This is a genomic window from Mobiluncus porci (assembly GCF_009695935.1).
In the GTDB taxonomy this organism is placed as follows: Bacteria; Actinomycetota; Actinomycetes; order Actinomycetales; family Actinomycetaceae; genus Mobiluncus; species Mobiluncus porci.
Genome location: NZ_VUMY01000006.1, coordinates 1 through 16,563, shown reverse-complemented (window position 1 = coordinate 16,563; position 16,563 = coordinate 1). Strand labels below are relative to the sequence as shown.

The 16,563-nt window shown below is 52.7% G+C and carries 18 protein-coding genes and 1 pseudogene; 10 read left to right on the top strand and 9 right to left on the bottom strand.

What is annotated here, in order from left to right; translation table 11 throughout:
• Nucleotides 1-48 precede the first annotated feature (48 nt).
• Entirely contained in the window at nt 49-681 is a 633-nt protein-coding gene (locus FYJ63_RS04090; protein ID WP_154544057.1) for an endonuclease III domain-containing protein, read from the bottom strand.
• 185 nt (nt 682-866) lie between these two features.
• Here FYJ63_RS04090 and FYJ63_RS04085 point away from each other — a divergent pair, with 185 nt between their 5' ends.
• The 3 genes from FYJ63_RS04085 to FYJ63_RS04075 are packed head-to-tail and all read left to right on the top strand — an operon-like array spanning nt 867 to nt 2,903.
• Nucleotides 867-1,304 (top strand): LytTR family DNA-binding domain-containing protein, encoded by a 438-nt coding sequence (locus tag FYJ63_RS04085; RefSeq protein ID WP_195839332.1) that lies wholly within the window; start codon nt 867-869, stop codon nt 1,302-1,304.
• 12 nt (nt 1,305-1,316) lie between these two features.
• Nucleotides 1,317-1,763, top strand: coding sequence for a DUF3021 domain-containing protein (locus tag FYJ63_RS04080; protein ID WP_154544053.1), 447 nt, complete (start codon nt 1,317-1,319; stop codon nt 1,761-1,763).
• Between the two features lie 39 nt (nt 1,764-1,802).
• Nucleotides 1,803-2,903, top strand: a complete 1,101-nt coding sequence (locus tag FYJ63_RS04075; protein ID WP_154544051.1) for an acyl-CoA thioester hydrolase/BAAT C-terminal domain-containing protein — start codon at nt 1,803-1,805, stop codon at nt 2,901-2,903.
• Nucleotides 2,904-3,023: 120 nt separating this feature from the next.
• Here the strand turns inward: FYJ63_RS04075 and FYJ63_RS04070 are convergent, their stop codons facing one another.
• Nucleotides 3,024-3,716 carry an HAD family hydrolase gene (locus FYJ63_RS04070; RefSeq protein WP_338106825.1) on the bottom strand — a complete coding sequence of 231 codons (693 nt, stop codon included), beginning with the start codon at nt 3,714-3,716 and terminating at the stop codon, nt 3,024-3,026.
• 64 nt (nt 3,717-3,780) lie between these two features.
• On the opposite strand from FYJ63_RS04070, the gene FYJ63_RS04065 reads away from it, so the two are divergent.
• Nucleotides 3,781-4,086, top strand: a complete 306-nt coding sequence (locus FYJ63_RS04065; RefSeq protein WP_229769957.1) for a hypothetical protein — start codon at nt 3,781-3,783, stop codon at nt 4,084-4,086.
• Between the two features lie 61 nt (nt 4,087-4,147).
• Here FYJ63_RS04065 and FYJ63_RS04060 read toward each other — a convergent pair whose 3' ends face one another.
• Nucleotides 4,148-5,104: a Fic family protein gene (locus FYJ63_RS04060; protein ID WP_287847998.1), complete on the bottom strand. Its 957-nt coding sequence runs from the start codon at nt 5,102-5,104 to the stop codon at nt 4,148-4,150.
• 276 nt (nt 5,105-5,380) lie between these two features.
• Between FYJ63_RS04060 and FYJ63_RS04055 the strand changes: the two genes are divergently transcribed.
• The 6 genes from FYJ63_RS04055 to FYJ63_RS04035 all read left to right on the top strand — a co-directional run bounded on the left by FYJ63_RS04055 (nt 5,381) and on the right by FYJ63_RS04035 (nt 11,117).
• On the top strand, nt 5,381-6,109 hold the full coding sequence (locus tag FYJ63_RS04055; RefSeq protein WP_154544047.1) for a Type 1 glutamine amidotransferase-like domain-containing protein: 729 nt from the start codon (nt 5,381-5,383) through the stop codon (nt 6,107-6,109).
• Between the two features lie 55 nt (nt 6,110-6,164).
• Nucleotides 6,165-6,662: a hypothetical protein gene (locus tag FYJ63_RS11165; RefSeq protein ID WP_229769956.1), complete on the top strand. Its 498-nt coding sequence runs from the start codon at nt 6,165-6,167 to the stop codon at nt 6,660-6,662.
• 8 nt (nt 6,663-6,670) lie between these two features.
• Nucleotides 6,671-7,462: a pyridoxal phosphate-dependent decarboxylase family protein gene (locus tag FYJ63_RS11160; RefSeq protein ID WP_229769955.1), complete on the top strand. Its 792-nt coding sequence runs from the start codon at nt 6,671-6,673 to the stop codon at nt 7,460-7,462.
• Between the two features lie 183 nt (nt 7,463-7,645).
• The gene (locus tag FYJ63_RS04045; RefSeq protein WP_154544045.1) at nt 7,646-8,281 is read left to right on the top strand and encodes an NAD(P)-dependent oxidoreductase; all 636 of its coding nucleotides are present in this window, start codon (nt 7,646-7,648) and stop codon (nt 8,279-8,281) included.
• A 124-nt stretch (nt 8,282-8,405) separates the two neighbouring features.
• Complete coding sequence (locus tag FYJ63_RS04040; RefSeq protein WP_154544043.1) at nt 8,406-9,566, top strand: ATP-grasp domain-containing protein; 1,161 nt, start codon at nt 8,406-8,408, stop codon at nt 9,564-9,566.
• Between the two features lie 219 nt (nt 9,567-9,785).
• Nucleotides 9,786-11,117: an ATP-binding protein gene (locus tag FYJ63_RS04035; RefSeq protein WP_154544041.1), complete on the top strand. Its 1,332-nt coding sequence runs from the start codon at nt 9,786-9,788 to the stop codon at nt 11,115-11,117.
• 126 nt (nt 11,118-11,243) lie between these two features.
• Here FYJ63_RS04035 and FYJ63_RS04030 read toward each other — a convergent pair whose 3' ends face one another.
• From FYJ63_RS04030 to FYJ63_RS04005, 6 genes and pseudogenes are all read right to left on the bottom strand, one after another.
• On the bottom strand, nt 11,244-12,110 hold the full coding sequence (locus FYJ63_RS04030) for an alpha/beta fold hydrolase (RefSeq protein WP_229769954.1): 867 nt from the start codon (nt 12,108-12,110) through the stop codon (nt 11,244-11,246).
• Nucleotides 12,111-12,190: 80 nt separating this feature from the next.
• The gene (locus FYJ63_RS04025) at nt 12,191-12,361 is read right to left on the bottom strand and encodes a hypothetical protein (RefSeq protein WP_154544037.1); all 171 of its coding nucleotides are present in this window, start codon (nt 12,359-12,361) and stop codon (nt 12,191-12,193) included.
• A 90-nt stretch (nt 12,362-12,451) separates the two neighbouring features.
• Nucleotides 12,452-13,677 (bottom strand): annotated as a pseudogene (locus FYJ63_RS04020) (IS3 family transposase).
• Nucleotides 13,678-13,779: 102 nt separating this feature from the next.
• Nucleotides 13,780-15,024 carry an MFS transporter gene (locus tag FYJ63_RS04015; RefSeq protein ID WP_195839331.1) on the bottom strand — a complete coding sequence of 415 codons (1,245 nt, stop codon included), beginning with the start codon at nt 15,022-15,024 and terminating at the stop codon, nt 13,780-13,782.
• Nucleotides 15,025-15,265: 241 nt separating this feature from the next.
• Nucleotides 15,266-15,454, bottom strand: coding sequence for an ATP-binding protein (locus FYJ63_RS11155; protein WP_338106824.1), 189 nt, complete (start codon nt 15,452-15,454; stop codon nt 15,266-15,268).
• A gap of 293 nt (nt 15,455-15,747) precedes the next feature.
• A partial coding sequence (locus tag FYJ63_RS04005) for an IS3 family transposase (RefSeq protein ID WP_154544033.1) occupies nt 15,748-16,563 on the bottom strand: 816 nt, incomplete at its 5' end.

Sequence of the window (16,563 nt, the reverse complement as noted above, 5' to 3'; positions counted from 1 at the left end):
AGTTACATAAACCAACTTGGGTATGAACCCTGGATTACCCGCTCGGCATCATTCAGAAGTCGGCCAGTATTTGTCCCAGCCGCCGGCAGCGCGGGCGTCTTTGCCGGCCTGGACAATCAGTCCGTGCAGTTCAGCGAGTTCCGCGACGGTAAAACCTTCCGCGCGGATTCGCCCGTCGAGGGCCTTTCGGGCGGCAGGGTAGGTGCGAAACTCGCCCCAACCCGCGGCTGCAAGCAAGCGCCGTCCGTAGGCGTCGTAAATGAACACCGGTCTTCGGTAAGCATAAAGCATGATGTCATCGGCAGTTTCCTCCCCCACTCCGCGAACCTCCAAGAGGGAGCGACGCAGTTCCGCGTCGGTAAGTTCGGTCGCCCGCGCGTCGATTTCCAAAAACCACTCAGTAATCGCCAATAGATAAGCGGTTTTCACTCGCCAATAGCCCGCCGTGCGGATGGCCTCTCCTATTTCCTCGGGATCCGCATCAGCAAGGCGTGTCGGTTCCAACAGCCCGAGCCCTTTGAGGTTCGCTATCGCTTTCTCAACACTTGTCCACGTCGTGTTTTGCGTCAAAACCGCCCCGACCAGAATCTCAAAACGTGTCTCCGCCGGCCACCATTTCCCCGGGTCCTTGACCTTACACCGCAAAATCGCCAGAATCTCCCGCATTGTCACTCGCTCCATACTGCCCTCCTGGAGACATTATCCCAAAAACTTGTCTGCCCGATTGCCCTAGGCAGATCTGGTGTCTGCTTCCGATGAGCGAAACCTGCCGCTTATCCCGGAATCCCTACCGCTTAGTCAAATCTTTTTGTCAAGACACCGGCTTGGGGTCTTTACTTAAAACGACCCCCCGAAAGGAAACAGCGATGAAACTCACGCTCACGATTGACCCAACTGTAACGGAAACAACCGTGACGATAATCGCACCCAAGGTTAATTCGGAAGTTCGTGCCATCCAGGCACTCGAGACAGACTCACTTGGTCGTATCATCGGAACACGAGGAAGCGACGCCACCGTCCTTGACGTGCGCAAGGTACTCGCGTTTTTCACCAAAAACAAGGCAGTTTATGCCCGTACGGCTAACGGTGATTGGCGCATCAAACAGCGCATGTACGAGCTAGAGAGTTCCCTCGCTGCTTCTGATTTTGCGCGGATTTCACAGTCGGAAATCGTCAATATCTCTGCCATCGAAAATCTCGATCTCTCCCTTACCGGAACCATCACCGTACATCTCAAAGACGGCAGCAAGTTTTTCGTCGCTCGCCGGCACCTGTCAACTTTCAAGAAAAAACTCGGATTTTAGGAGGAACCCAAAATGAAAACCAAAGAAGTTATCGGCATGGCTCTTTTGGGCGCTTGCGTTGGAGTCGCCATTGGAACAACCATAGAGCTCGTTTTCTCATTTACTTTCGCTGGCACGTCTTTTTCTCCCGGCACACCCGAATTCCTCAACGGGTTCACAAATTCGAACCTGGCTGTTTTTGTTGAACGAGTCGTCTATGCCCTTTATGGCATTATTTGCTCTTTTGCTGGACTGCTTTACCGTGACGAGCATCGCCCTCTGGCACTCAGCGCCGCGATGCATTTCGGAGTTGTAATCCTCTGTGGCATAGCTGCGGGAAGTTATCTGAAATGGTGGAGCTCCGGATGGGGCATGCTCGGGGTTATTGTCTCAATCGTGGTGACTTACTTGATTATTTGGCTGGTAACGTGGCTATTCACCAAAGGGGAAGTAGCCAGGATGAACGAGAAATTGCAATAGCAATCACCAACATTCAATTCACTCAAGGGGTCAAGAACAATGACAGCAAATATGAATAAACCTACCGGGAAACCCGCGAAGGCTGCTAGCAAGATAAAGAGAACGCTTCTCACGGTTGGCATCATGGTCGCAATACTCGCGACAAGCATTTGCGGCATACGAATCTACAACAGCCACAAATACTCGGCTCCCTCAGAGTCAAGTTTTCCTCGATACTATGCCGATCCAGCAGATCTTTCTCTATATCCGAAAAATCTGGACGGTATCACCGTCAGCGAGGTACACCACGGCACCGCTCAGGGCTTTCATCTCGTTTCCAATCAGGATTCTCTCAAAGCAAAAAGACGGGGAATCATAATCACCTACGGAGGCTCCGAGGGAACTCCCGGATACGAGAATGCTGTTCAATTTACCCAAAATGGTTACGAAGTATTGGCATTGTTCATGTTTGGACAACCGAATCAACCCCAGACTCTCAGTAGAATCCCGCTGGAGCAATTTGAAGATGCGCTGGAATATATAAACGAAAAAACCACAAGCACTTCCCCAATCACAGTGGTAGCCGCTTCAAAAGGTGCCGAGTATGCCTTGAATCTCGCCACAAAATACCCCCAAATCAGCAATCTTATTCTGATTTCTCCTTCGGCCTACACCTTTGCGGGTCTCGACTTCGAAGAATACGGGTCGTCATGGACTTATCAAGGCCACGAACTTCCATTTATAGACATAAAACGTAGTTCTTTGCCAGTGTTCTTGCGCGATGTGATTACGCCATTACTGGCGCATTCTCCCATCACGTACAAAAACATCTACAACTCAGCCGTGGCAAGCGACCAAGAAATTGCGACCAAAACGATTTCTATAAAGGATACAGAGGCCAGAATTCTCATCCTGGCAGGTGAGGACGACTGCATGTGGGACAGTCCAGCAATGGCCAAAGCTATTCAGGCAGAGCGACCAGCAAACGTTACGGTACAGGTTTATACTGATGCCGGGCATTTGCTAACCGGCAGGAGCTATATCAACGCAGGCGACACGGTTGTGTGCGTAGGCGGTAGGGTACAGGCGAATCACAGAGCCTTTATTGAAAGCAACGAACTAATTCTGAAAACTCTTGAACAGTGGCACCGAAGAAGCTAGCGTGCATTAGTCATTAATATACATACTTAATCACAACGTAATACAGTTGCAATACATTCCAATAATCCAGACAACGAGTTTGATGACCTCCCCAGATACCTTGAAAGAGGATTTATCCGGTTATTTGGAGTAGGCACATTGACAAGAAAAACCGCCTGGTTTATCTGATTGAAGAGCGGTTCGGATCAGATGGTTTTCGCGCAAATACCAGTCAATCCCCTCATCGGCCACACTCGGAGCCACGTCATCAGCCGCGGCTTTCACCTCGTCGCGCCCATTTCCCATCGCCACACCCCAACCTACCGCGCGCAGCATCTCAATATCGTTATGACCATCCCCGAACGCCATAGCCTGCTCCGGCTCTAACCCCAGCGCCGCAAGTATCGCCTTCACACCCAGGTCTTTTCCACTCGTTGCAGGAATAATGTCAACCGCGCGTTCCCACCACGCCATGATTTTCACGCCCGCGGCTCCACGAGTCAGGTCCGCATACTCCGGTTCTTGGGCAGCACACATGAGCTGGAAAACCGGCTCGCTTTCCACTATCCCTTGAAAATCCGCAGAAATCGGCACGTCAAAACCTCCGAAAGCGAAATAGGTATCCAAATCTGGTTCGCTCCCATTAGCGACCATCTGGTTAGTCGTGGCGGCGCAAATCGGTTTCCCCAGGTTGGTAGCGTTTTCAATCACCCTCCGCGCATCTGCAGGCCGAATCGGCTGGGAAAACAGCACCTCGCCGTTTCTATCGAAACAATACGAACCGTTGAAAGTCAGAAACGCCTCAAATGGAATCTCGGAAAAACTAGATTTGATGGACGGATTCCGCCCATGAGACTATCTTAATTATCTAACAATGGAGAACTGGAAAGAGAGCACCATGCCGGACATCAAAAATCTGCAAGAACTGCACGCCCGCAATGGCGCCCCTACCAACAAGGACTGGTGGCCGGAGAGGTTGAACCTGACGATCCTGGCCAAAAACCCGCGGGTCATCAATCCGCAAGATGATGATTTCGATTACAAAGCAGCCTTCGAGTCCCTCGACCTCGAGGCTCTAAAGGCAGATATCAAAGACGTTTTGCTGGACTCCCAGGACTGGTACCCCTCCGATTTCGGCAACTATGGACCGGCAGCAATCCGCATGGTCTGGCACTCGGCGGGCTGGTTTTCCTGGCAGTTCTGAGGTGGCAAAACCAGAGAAATCTGGTTGGCAAAACGGTGAGCTGCAACTAGAAATCTTGTGTTTACTCGGTTACAAGCCATTTTCCCGCTCGAGCACTCCCCTCTCGAAGCAGTTTGCCATCATTCTTCAGTCCAGCGACCAGCCTTTCGGCACTTCTCTTTGAGCAGCCGAGGTAATCAACCAGTTGGTTGATGTTGGCCTGCGGGTTTGCCTTGAAGAAGGCTAGGGCCTTGGCATTCATCACGTCGCGTTCGCTGGCAGGCTTGGCGAAGGGAAGAATCGAATCCCTAATCGTTTCGAGCATGAATTCGACGAATACCTGGCTGGTGCCGGTCTTTCCAGATTTGGCAAGAGCCAGGTAATAGCTCGCCTGACGTTGCCTGATTGTGCTCTCGATGGGCAGCCAGGCCAGAACCGGCCTCCATCTGGAAAGCAGAAGAGTGTGCCAGAGTCGACCGATTCTGCCGTTCCCGTCCGAGAACGGGTGGCAAAACTCGAACTCAAAATGAAAAATGCAGGAGGCAATAAGGGGGTGCATTGTGGTCGCCGCAATCCACGCGAAGATGTCGGCCATTACTTCGGGAACATAATCGGCCGGAGTTCCCGCGTGAATCAAGGTATCCCCCTCGAACACCCCCACGTTTCCAGATCTAAAGCGCCCTGCATCAGCAGTGAGGCCCTCCATCATGACACCGTGCGTCCGCAGGAGGTCTTCCGGGGAGTACGGGTTGAGTTCAGGAATGAGGTCATAGGCGCGCTTCGCGTTTTCAACCTCACGGATATCATTGGCATCACCGAGAACTCGCTTTCCGTCGATGATCGCGCTAACGGCTTGTTCATCGAGTTTGTTACCCTCAATCAGAAGCGACGAGTGAATCGTCTTGATTCTGAGTTCCCGGTGGAGCGTGGGGCTTTTAGACAAAGGCATCTCGGGAGAGACCATCCCCACCAGCTCCGCAATCTCCATGCTCAGCGAGTCGATTCGGTCGTTACGTTTGAACGGCGGTTGGTAGTTCACAAACACCCCCTCTTTTACCGCCAATATTTTACCGCCATTGGCGGTAAAATCCAATCATTCACTGCGCGTTTTCAAGTTTCCCCACCCGAATCATAAGGTGAGATTGAAAACTTACCGGCAACAGCTCAGCCGGAGACCCAGTGTTAGCGTTTAGTCCCGTCTTCGGGTTTCGTCATTCCGAATACGATGCCCAGGCAAACACCGACAGCCATCCCCGCGATAACATAGTTGCAGCTAGTGCGCCGTGAGGGCCGAACAAACTGTTGAAAGGAAAACATGAAAACCCCAACGATTTTGGCAACTTCTGGTGGATATGTCCCGGGAACCCGGGTCCGCGCCGAGTTTGGGCCGCTCGTGAAATACGCCCTTGAACTTGCCGGAGCGGGAGGAACCGGGCGCACGCCGAAGTTGGGTTATCTCGCAACGGCTTGTGGTGACCAGCTCTCCCAGATCGCCGAGCGCGAGGATGCTGGGCGGCTCGCCGGGATTGAGGTCAATCCCCTGCGACTGTTCGTCATGCCAAATGTCGAGGATATTGAGGGTTTCTTGATGGAGCAAGATGCCATCTGGGTCGACGGCGGATCAGTCGAGAATCTCTTGGCGGTGTGGCGGGTGCACGGGTTGGACGCCATCTTTCGCCGCGTGTGGGAGGCCGGGGTGGTTTTGGCCGGCGTTTCCGCGGGATCAATCTGTTGGCACCGCGGGGGAACCACCGATTCTTTCGGACCAACCTTGCGTCCGGTGACCGATGGGCTGGGATTGATCCCTTATGACAACGGGGTCCACTACGACGCCGAGGAACAGCGCCGCCCGCTGGTGCACCGGCTGGTCACTGAGGGGACGCTTGGGCGCACGTATTGCACGGATAACGGCGTCGGGCTGGTCTACCGCGGCAGCGAGCTGGCCGAATGCGTTGCGGAAGTGCCGGAGCGCTCGGCTTACGTGGTCGAAAACGTGGGCGGCGAGGCTGTCGAAGAGGCGCTCCCCACCCGACTGTTGCAGTAGCCAACCCCACACGGTGCTATAAGCGACAGGGCAAAGACCGTGCGACGGGTCAGTCTTGCGCCAAGAAGACCGCACCGAGCTGAAACTCTCGCCCTTCTCAGCGGATGGGCGCGACCTCAAAGAGGCCACCGAGGAGCTGATTCACGCCCTCGAGCACGACTCGAATCTGCGCCACCCACGATCTTTCGGCTTTATTCCGGGGCCGGCCCAGTCGGTGAGCTGGCTTGGGGACATGATTGCGATGGCCTACAACCCGCATGTGGGCGGGTGGTATCTCTCGCCGGGCGCAAGCTCCACCGAGAAGCAGGCCATCCAGTGGGCTTTGGAGGCGACCGGTCTCGACGCGAATCCGCATCCGGCCGGGCTCATAGTTTCCGGCGGTTCCATGGGCGAACTCACCGCGCTGACCGCGGCCCGCGACGCGAAAGTTACGCTCGCGGATCTTCCGAAGGCGGTCGTTTACCTCACCAGCCAGACACATTCTTCGGTGCGTAAAGCGCTGCATATTGCCGGGATTCAAAGCGAAAATATGCACGTCGTGGCCCACGATTAGGCTTCCGGATGGTTCCCGCGGCGTTATCGGAAGCCATCGCAACCGACCGCGCGAGCGGGAAAATCCCCGTCGCAGTCGTCGGCACTTGCGGCACCACCAACACCGGGTCTGTTGACCCCCTCGATGCGCTGGCCGACATCTGCGAAGCCGAAAACCTGTGGTTCCACGTCGATGGCGCTTACGGCGGATCAGTCGTTTTGTCGGACCGCGCCGAGGTGGCGCGCGGCATCGAGCGGGCGGATTCGATTGTGTGGGACGGCCATAAGTGGCTCTATCAGATTTACGGCTGCGCGTTGGTGCTTGTCAAAGATGTGCGCACGCTACTCGCGGCTTACAGTGCGGGCGGGGAATACCTCCAGGACGTCGCCGGGCTCGGCCAGGATCCCGAGTGGTGGGACATGGGCCCGGAGCTCACCCGTCCAGCGCGCGGACCGCCGCTGTGGCTCACCTTGCAGGTAGCGGGCACAAAAGCGATGCGCGAGATGGTCAGTAAGTCGATTCGGATTGCGGAGCGCTTTGAACAGCTCGTGCGCGAGTCGTCTTTCCTGGAGGTGGTCACTCCGGCGAGCCTCGCGATTGTGACTTTCTCGGTAAAGGCCGATAATCCGGAGGAGGCTGCGCGGCGAAACCTCGCCTTGTCGGAGTACCTCAGGGTAAACAACATCGCCGGTATCTTCTCGACCGAACTCGAGGGGCGCAATGTCCTGCTCCTTTGCACTATCAGCCCCGACGAATATGTCGAGGACTTCAACGTGCTGATGCGCCAGGTCGAGGACACCGCGAAGACCCTCGGTTTCTAGGGGTGCAGGCCAGGTACATCGACAGGTTAGAAATCCTGCTGCTAGAAATGTGTAGAACGATTGCTCGAACTTTTATGGAAGGAGGGAAGCGAGCCGGACTGAGGCACTTACGACGAGGTAGGAATATTTATCCCCGCGGCTGCGTTATAACCGTTAGAGAATTGTCGAAAGAAAGGCGGAGTCATGGGTGAAGTAAGCACCATCGCAATCGTGGGAGCAACCGGCGTTATCGGGTCGGAAATCGCCAAGGAGGCCACACGTCGCGGGCTAAAGGTCATTGGAATTTCTCGCTCCGGCACGGCGAAGGAACCCCTTCCTGGCGTTGAGTATCGACAGGGGAATCTTCTTGATACCCCAAGTATTCTTTCCGCCGCGCAGGATGCTGATGCCATCGTTATCGCCACGGCAGCAACAGCTCGCGGCGGCACGGCTGAGCAGGCGGCTGAAGTCGTGGCTGCTCACAAAGCACTTATAGAGGCGCGCCCTTCGCAGCGGATCTTCGTGGTGGGCGGGGCCGGCGGCTTGGTTATGCCTGATGGCAAGCGAATGATTGAGTCGATGCCTGCGGATTATTTGGAGCCGCGCATTTTCGCCCAGGTGTTAGACCTTTACCTAGCCTCGGATGAGTCTCTGAATTGGACGATGCAGGTGCCCGCTATCAAGATTGAAAAAGGCGCGGCCACCCCAAAGTATTCCCTTGGTGGGGATAATCCGGTCGGGGACCACGTCTTTACCGGCACTTTTGCCATCGCTGCCCTTGATGAACTGGAACACCCCGCGCACCTTCGCCAGCGTTACAACGTGGCTGACGCTGCGTAAATTTCGACCGATCCGGAGGCGAGGCCAGGGTTAGTTCCGCTCAAAGTCCTCTAGGTCGGCTATGATTTTTGGGCAGATAGGTGTTTCAGTTTTGTAAAGAGGCTCAGAGACAAACAGGAGCAAAATGACCGGAGCAAATATTTTGCTTGCCATTGAAGCAATGTCAGAGTTGGATGAAATGGCTTTGGCGGCCAGGGAACAAGGGTATAGCCTGCGCGTTCTGGCGGAGGATGCACGGTACTATGGGGAAACTTTTGCTGAGGTGGTTGAATTTCCCACTCGCGATGACACCGAGCTCGAGAACTATGTGAGGGATAATCTGTCATCGATAGCGCAAGTTTTCAGTGTCACCGACACTTGGGGTGTGATTGCTTCGAAGCTGCGTGACAGGTTCGGTTTTCACCAATTTGGGGATACCGCGAAGTTGGAGTTTTTTCGGGACAAACAGGCTGTGGAAAACGAACTCATCGCCCGAGGATTTGCGCGTCCCTCGGAGGCCTCGCAGTCGGGGCCCAAGATTATGAAGCTTCGGAGTGGTACCGGGAAAATTGGGGTTCACCTCGTCGAATCAGAAGCGGCTATCTCTGAGGTGGTTCTCAATTCCGGACATAGTGGCCCTGAGTTCGTGGTTCAGGATTTCTATTTCGGTCCAGCCTACTCGGCTGAGGTGTGGAGAGATACGGAGCGGGAAATCTTCTTCGGCGTCACCAACCGCATCCTCTCCGAACCCCCTTTCTTCACCGAGAAGGTGAAATCTTTCCCATGGGTTCCAAATTCGAACTGGGAGCGGAGCGTCAAGGACTGGGTCTTTGGGCTGCTCCGGGCGTTGGACTACACCCTAGGACAGGCGCATGTGGAGTTCATCGAGACAACCGAGGGCTTCAGGTTGGTTGAGATCAATGCGCGAATGGCCGGAGCCATGATTACTCCGGGGATTCTTCGCACAACGAACTTTAATCCTTACGCGATGGCGGTTAATCAGGCCCTAGGGGTAGCTCCTTGCTCTGAGACTAGCCGGGAGAATCAGGGCGGGTTTTCGCACGTAAGCATCTACGCAGACCGAACCGGAACAATCAGGAACATCCGCGGAATCGACACTTTGGCGCGCTTCCCAGGTAGCCCGCAATGGTTCCCTTCCCGCGGACAAGGCGATATTATTTCGGAGCTCGGAACCTATAAATCCCGCATTGGAAACGTGGCCGCAATCGGCGAAACAGCCTCGATAGCACAAGACCGTGCGATTAGCGCCTCGCAAGCAATCAAGGTAGAGATAGCCGAAGACTAGCGCGAAAACCAGGCGGAGGCCAGCGTCAACCCGGCGCACAAGGTGCGATGACAAGGTAAAGAAAACCAGCCTCCGATTCGAAAGACTTGCCAGAATCAGACGAGTGTCAATTTTCGCCGGTTTCAAAATTGGACAAGTGCAAGATTTAGGGGTTACTAAAATCAGACAAGTGCAATATAATAAGAGTTACAGAATCAGACTAGTGTAAAGCGATGGAGTATGATAAGGCGTAAAGTGGAGTCTGAACTGCAGAGATGGCTGGAATCTGGAACCGATAGAGCCCTGGTTGTTACCGGAGCGCGCCAAGTCGGCAAAACCTACCTGGTTCGAAACTTCGCCGCGAAGCACTTTAAAAACGTTGCTTACTTCGATTTGGCGACCGACAGAGCCACCCTCGAGGCTTTTGCCGCCGCTACCAGCGCAGATGACCTCTCTTTGCGAATTTCCATCGCCACCGATGTTCCCCTCACCCCAGGCGACACTGTCATCATCATTGATGAAGTCCAGGAAGTCCCGGAGATTTTGACGTTTGTTAAAGCCTTGGTTCAGAAACACAATTTCCGCTATATTTTGTCAGGTTCGTTGCTTGAAGTGCGATTGGAGGCGGTTTCCTCGCTGCCAGTAGGATACGCGACTAACCTTCAGATGTTCGGACTCGACTTCGAAGAGTTCTGCTGGGCGATGGGACTGACCAACCAGGCTTTCACCGAACTCCGCACCTCTTTCACGGCAAGTACCCCCGTCCCTGATTTCCTCCATAAACGTCTTCTCGACTTGTGGCATCGCTATTTAATCGTGGGGGGAATGCCCCAGGCTGTTGCCGATTACGCGGTGCATGGCGATGTTGACCGGGTAAGGGAAATTCAAACGGACATCCGCGATTATTACCGTCAAGACATCACGAAATACGCCCCACGCGAACTACGTCTCATTCTCACCGACATTTTCGACCTGATACCCTCTGAGCTTCAGATGCCCAACCGTCGTTTCAAGCTGAGCGACATCCGCGACGTGAAACGATATTCCCAGGTTCAACAGCATTTCTTGTGGCTGGCAGGCGCGGGGGTGGCTTTGCCGACCTATAACGTGGATGCACCGGTACGCCCTCTGCTGGCCTCCCAGCAACGCAATGTTTTCAAGCTGTTCGCCTCCGACGTGGGGCTGTTGACAAGCAGTTTTCCTAAACCCGCCTTGCTCGGACTTTTGGACGGTTCGAGCGATATCAATCTTGGCGGAATCACTGAAAACGCGGTTGCCACCCAACTTGCCGCTCACGGTTTTGCTTTGCGCTATTTCACGAGCAAGAAAATCGGGGAGCTTGACTTCGTGGTCGAAAACAATGGCGGAGAGGTTGCCGCCTTGGAAGTAAAATCCGGTTCCCGTTTCCGCTCCCACACCGCCCTCAATAACGCTCTTGACGTGCCCGAATACACCATAGACAGGGCTTTCGTTTTTGTTGACAGCCCCAAAGTAAATCTTGAGGAAAACGGCAAAATCCTTTACGCTCCGATTTACTGCGCAAGCTTGCTGGAGTATGACAAAACTGTCTGAACAGAGCGAGCAATGAAGGTACCTCCGCCGAACTGGCCGAGTTTGCACGGTTCTTGGTTGGTGAAGGCGTGGCCACGGACAAGGAGTTGACCCAAAGGAAACCGGGCCGCTTCGATCTCGTTATCGTCACTCGCCCGGATGGTGTCGGAGGGTTTCGATAAACTCATCGATTAGTCGGTTCACCACCTCGGGCTGGTCAGTGTTGGCATTGTGACCGGCATCTTTGACCCATTTCAGAGGGATGCCGGTTTTCGCTTGCCACGCCCTGTTGTATCGCCTGGTGGAGCCCGCGTGGTCCTTTTCCCCACAGATCAGCAGTGCGGGGCAGTCAATTCGGTAGGGCAAGTCCGCCTCCATCGCCTCGGCAAGGATGCGATAGCCGTGGCCCGCCAATCTAGCGTAACCTGCCGGGTCGGGGTCGTAAGTGAGCATCATCTCGCGCATTAGAGCACGCCCCGAGGCGGTGGTGGCAACGCCGTTTGAGCCGTGGCGTAATAGGAGTTTCCACGGGTAAAGGCGATAAATCGGCTCCATGCGTTTTAGCAACCACAGTTCCGCCGCCGTGGTGTAGGCGCGACCAAGCGGGGCGGAGTCAATCGACACTAATCCGGCAATCGACCCGGGGAACTGTTGCAGATAGGACTGCGCCACGTAACCACCCATAGACTGACCAACCAAAACCGGACGGTCGAAGCCTTCCTGAACCAAGATTTCGTGCAGCCAACGTGCCTTATCGGCAAGAGAAAACGTGAGGTCGAAGGGCCTCGAGGCCGCGTGTCCCGGCGCGTCCCAAACCAGCGTGGGGTATCGGCTAGCGAAGTGCGCGAGCTGAGCGTTGAACAGTCGGTGGTCGGCGGTCAAGCCTGGGAGGAATACCAATCGCGGAGCCGGGTGACTCACCTCGCCGCCGACCCAATAGTGGATGGTTCCCCGTGGAGTCTCGTAAGTTTTTTCAATCATCGCGCCCTTTCCGCCTACGCCTGATTCATTCATACCATTTCTCGGGATTTCAAAGAACACAGGTCGTTTGCGGCGACAAAAAGTCAACTAAATCTTCAGCAGTCCCGAAAGCTTCACTGCTCGTCCAATGCTTCAGCAACCGTTTCCGAGGTGAGCACGTGACCTGGAACAAAGCCGAGCATCGGGAACCCGTCATCGAAAGTGCGCGGTTCCGCCTTAGCCTCAGCGCCTTTCCCGGCAATCCTTGGAGAAGTCACGCCGCCAATCCCCAAATTCGTTCTCATAACCGCATATTAACATCGGAAAATCACCACATCAAGAGATTTTCTATCTCAATTTCCGAAAGTGAAGCGTACTGGGTTTTGTTCCGTTTCTTATACGGGGGTCAGTTCGCTGACCCGGGTCTGATTATACATATTGATGATCTCGGCTGGCGTGCAGTAGCCTAGTGATTCGTGGAGGCGCTCGTTGTTCCACCTGTACACCCAGTTCAATGTAGCGAACTCGACCTCGGTCAGTGACGCCCAGGGCTGGGAATAAATCAGCTCGGTCTTATACAAGCCGTTAACGGCCTCGGCGAGAGCGTTATCGTAGGAATCACCCACGCTCCCGGTAGAGGGCTTAATCCCATAATCAGTGAGCGTCTCGTTATACGCGATGCTCGTGTACTGGGAACCATGATCAGAATGATGTATGAGCTGGTCAAGCTGATTCGTGGCACTCATCACCGCTTGTTCGAGCGCCTCTAACGGTAGCGCCTCAGTTTTCGTCGACGAGCGGGTCGCCCAACCCACAATCTTGCGGCTGTAAACGTCAGTGACGAACGCCGTATACACGAAGCCGGACAAGGTTCGCACATACGTAATATCAGCAACCCACAACTCGTTCGGCCTACTCGCCTTGAACTGCCGATTCACCAAATCCGGGCGAGAATCCGGCTCGGGGGCAGGCCTGGTCGTCACTGGGATGCGTCCCCGGCGAACGCCCTCAATTCCAGCGATCCTCATGAGCCGAGCCACCTGGTCACGGCCAACACCCCAGCCAGCCCGCCTGACTGCATGCCACATTTTCCGCACACCATAGACGCCAAAATTCTTTTCGTGAATCAACCGTAGTTCTTCAGTGAGAATCTGGTCACGAATACTTCTCGCGCTTACTAGCCTGCTCTTCGCTGCACGATACCCGCGAGAGGTGATAAACCCTCCTTCCAGGCTCGCACCCAATACCCGGCATATCGGCTCAACCCCGAAACGATCCCTATATTCGTCAATATAAGCGATCATCATCGGGCCGGTCGGTCGAGCTCCGCTGCGAAAAAAACCGAAGCAGTTTTCAAAATCTCATTCGCCCGCCGCAGTTAAGCGTTTTCGCGTTTGAGGCGCTTGATCTCCTCATGCTCCTCACGCGTCAGCCCGGGCCGTTGGCCAGTGTCGATCAACGACTGTTCATGCCAGCGGCGCAAAGACTCTACTGCTATCCCCAGCCGTGGAGCGATCTCGTTTACCGCACGCCATTGCGTGCAGGAGGGATCATCAGCCAAACGATCCACGACCATCCGCACCGCGCGATCCTTAAACTCCTGTGAATACCTTCTAGGCATGTTCCAATCCTCTCAAAAAACTAGGAACAAAACCCGTGGCACTTCATAACAACTTTTTTAGTAAGCGATGTGTTATCAATGCCTAGATGCAGGAACGACAAATCACATTCTCATATCAAATGAACGAATTCCATTTTTGGGAATGAGCCAAACTATTGATGTGATTAGACCAATCGAGCTTGCGTACAGTACAAAAGATGTTCCTAACCACGTTGCAAGAATTCCTCCAATAATCGCTCCAATAGGCTCAAATCCAAGTGTTATCCAACGTATAGATGATGATACTTTACCAATCATTTCAGAATTCGTTAATGTTTGCTTAATTGTCTCGCTCATGACTAAGTTGATTACAATTGAGTATGACCACGCGAACTGAGAAAAAGCAACTAAGGCAAATACAATGCTGATTTCGTTAATTGTTCCCGAAAAAGGTACCAGTAAGGAAACGATTCCGGGTATTGTTAATGACGCTATAAACAGAACAGCAGTAGAAAACCTTTTAGTAGCCCGCTCTACAGTTAGCGTCGCCAAAATTCCCCCTAACCCTGCAGCAACACTCGATAAACCAACTACTAAAGGCGTAAAATCTAGTGTATGTACAAGAAAAAAAGTGTACACTCCATAATACATTGCGGTAAAAATGTTGAAATGGGCAGCAGATAAAGTAATAGATTTCAATACTTTTTGTTCAAAGATATGTTTCACACCGACTAGAAATGTACCATATTCCATCCGAAGATTCTCAGGGGGATTAACTTTCGCCTCAGTAGATTTTACTACAATACTCTTATTGCGAAATATGAGAATAATAGCACCAATAAAATAACAGAGTGAATCAAAAATAACAGCAAGTGGAGCGGTTATAAACTGCACTAACAGACCCCCAAGCCCTGGACCAGCCACCTCCGTAACGGAGGAACTTCCTTCCATGTAAGCATTTACTCGAGTCCATTGGTTTTCTGGAATCTCCGTTACAATTAATTTTGAGATTGCGCTTTCATAGAGTAGTGTCCCTAAACCAATCAAAAAGACAACAATAAATACTTGAATAAATGTAAGACTGAAATAAAAATACCCTATTGGTATACTTAGTAATGAAATCCCCCTTATAGTATTTGCTACAAGTATTGACTTATGCCCTCCCAACAAATCGGCCAATATTCCTATAAAAAGCCCCAGAAAGAGGACAGCTAGAGACTCAGTAGCCTCGAGTATACTCATTTGAAATACGCTCGCGTTTACAACTTCAATCGCCGGTAAAGGTATAACTATCAAACTTGTGTTTGTCCCAACTACGGTAATAGTATGCGCACTCCAAAGAGTTTTAAACGCTAAAGCCTTAGGCATTACTTCAGCCTCCTTCATAATTTGTTATATATTCCGTTACCGGTCACTTGACATAGGAAATCTGCATAATATCCACAGTCACATGAGTGTAAACATACCAGGTAAACCAAGAACTCAACAACTGTCGGTGATAGTTGAAAATGGTACGTTTTTAGCTGTTGAGTTTTAGCAGTTTTGTTGTATTTGGTTTCGTTTGGTAGTGGTTGCAGAGTCGGTAGGATTTTCCACTGGTTTGCAAGACTTAGGCATGGTTGACGACTCGATCGATTATGGCTGTGGCTATGGTTGTGGAGCCTAGGGTATCGCTCCATTTGCTGATTTGTAGGTCGGGCGCGATTATCAGCGAGCCTTGCTCGTATCGGACTGAGATGAGCTGGAAGAAAAGGCTCACTGCGTCTACATCGATTGGTAGGTATCCTAACTCGTCAATGATGAGCAGGGGTTATTTCTTCAATCGTTTCAATGTTTGGGCTACTTGTCTGTGGTTGTGGAAGTCAGGCGGTGAAAACTTGAAAGACAAAAAATTGTTCAACACAGATAAATTTGTTTATGCAAATCAAGGATAACAGTGTATCCATGTTATGAAAAGATACCGGCGTACCTTACGTATATTGAGCGCGTAGCTTGACCTGTACCTCATATTTTTTGAGCGCGAAAAGTTACGCTTGCGGCTATGGGTAAGGAAGTTGTTTCTATGCTGACTCGGGTTGGAATTGGCTCGGTTTAGTTGACAGTTTGTAATTGTTGTTGTTCGTATTCTAGCGGGCTTAGATCGCCCAGGTTCGAGTGGATTTTGACTCGGTTGTAGAACCGCTCGGTGTAGTCGATGATTTCTAGTTTTGCCTCCTCTCTGGTTTTGAAAATGAACGGGTGGACGCATTCCATTTTGATGGTCGACATTAAGGACTCGGTTACCGCGTTATTCCACGGGGATGCGATAGATCCCATTGAGGGTCGTATCCCGCGTGGTCTCATTGTGGATCCGAGCAGCAGGGAACAATACTGGGAACCATGATCTGAATGATGTATCAGCCCGCTGGGCGGGTTCCTCCGGGCGATAGCCATCCTGAGCGCGTTATCAACCAGGTCAGCAGTCATTTTAGAAGCCATAGACCAGCCGACTACCATACGCGAGTAAATATCGAACACTACTGCCAGGAACAACCATCCCTGATAGGTTTTCACATAAGTGATGTCCGCAAACCACAATCGGTTCGGAGCCTCGGCATGAAACTCGCGGCGCACCAAATCCAGAGAATAATCCGGCCTCACAAGCTGTTTCCTCGTTTTTGCTCGATATTTTTTGGCTCGGGTAACACCCTGCATGCCCGCTAAGCGCATGAGCCTGGTGACCCGCCGCTTCGACGTGCGAACGCCTTCGCGCCGAAGCATCGCCAACACGCGTGGAGCCGCGTAGGTTTGCCTCGAATCATCATAGATACGACGAATCCGTGTTAAAAGTTGCTGATCAGCCAAATCACGGGCAGACCGGGAGCGCGAGCGCCAAGCGTAATACCCGCCCCGAGTAACACCCAATAC

Excerpts from the sequence above, each read along its gene's own strand:
- FYJ63_RS04065 (WP_229769957.1), top strand. The coding sequence starts at position 3,781 with ATGCCGGACATCAAAAATCTGCAAGAACTGCACGCCCGCAATGGCGCC.
- FYJ63_RS04040 (WP_154544043.1), top strand. The coding sequence starts at position 8,406 with ATGACCGGAGCAAATATTTTGCTTGCCATTGAAGCAATGTCAGAGTTG.
- FYJ63_RS04055 (WP_154544047.1), top strand. The coding sequence starts at position 5,381 with ATGAAAACCCCAACGATTTTGGCAACTTCTGGTGGATATGTCCCGGGA.
- FYJ63_RS04015 (WP_195839331.1), bottom strand. The coding sequence starts at position 15,024 with ATGCCTAAGGCTTTAGCGTTTAAAACTCTTTGGAGTGCGCATACTATT.
- FYJ63_RS04035 (WP_154544041.1), top strand. The coding sequence starts at position 9,786 with ATGATAAGGCGTAAAGTGGAGTCTGAACTGCAGAGATGGCTGGAATCT.
- FYJ63_RS04045 (WP_154544045.1), top strand. The coding sequence starts at position 7,646 with ATGGGTGAAGTAAGCACCATCGCAATCGTGGGAGCAACCGGCGTTATC.
- FYJ63_RS04085 (WP_195839332.1), top strand. The coding sequence starts at position 867 with ATGAAACTCACGCTCACGATTGACCCAACTGTAACGGAAACAACCGTG.
- FYJ63_RS04075 (WP_154544051.1), top strand. The coding sequence starts at position 1,803 with ATGACAGCAAATATGAATAAACCTACCGGGAAACCCGCGAAGGCTGCT.
- FYJ63_RS04090 (WP_154544057.1), bottom strand. The coding sequence starts at position 681 with ATGGAGCGAGTGACAATGCGGGAGATTCTGGCGATTTTGCGGTGTAAG.
- FYJ63_RS11160 (WP_229769955.1), top strand. The coding sequence starts at position 6,671 with ATGGTTCCCGCGGCGTTATCGGAAGCCATCGCAACCGACCGCGCGAGC.
- FYJ63_RS04025 (WP_154544037.1), bottom strand. The coding sequence starts at position 12,361 with ATGAGAACGAATTTGGGGATTGGCGGCGTGACTTCTCCAAGGATTGCC.
- FYJ63_RS04080 (WP_154544053.1), top strand. The coding sequence starts at position 1,317 with ATGAAAACCAAAGAAGTTATCGGCATGGCTCTTTTGGGCGCTTGCGTT.
- FYJ63_RS04030 (WP_229769954.1), bottom strand. The coding sequence starts at position 12,110 with ATGAATGAATCAGGCGTAGGCGGAAAGGGCGCGATGATTGAAAAAACT.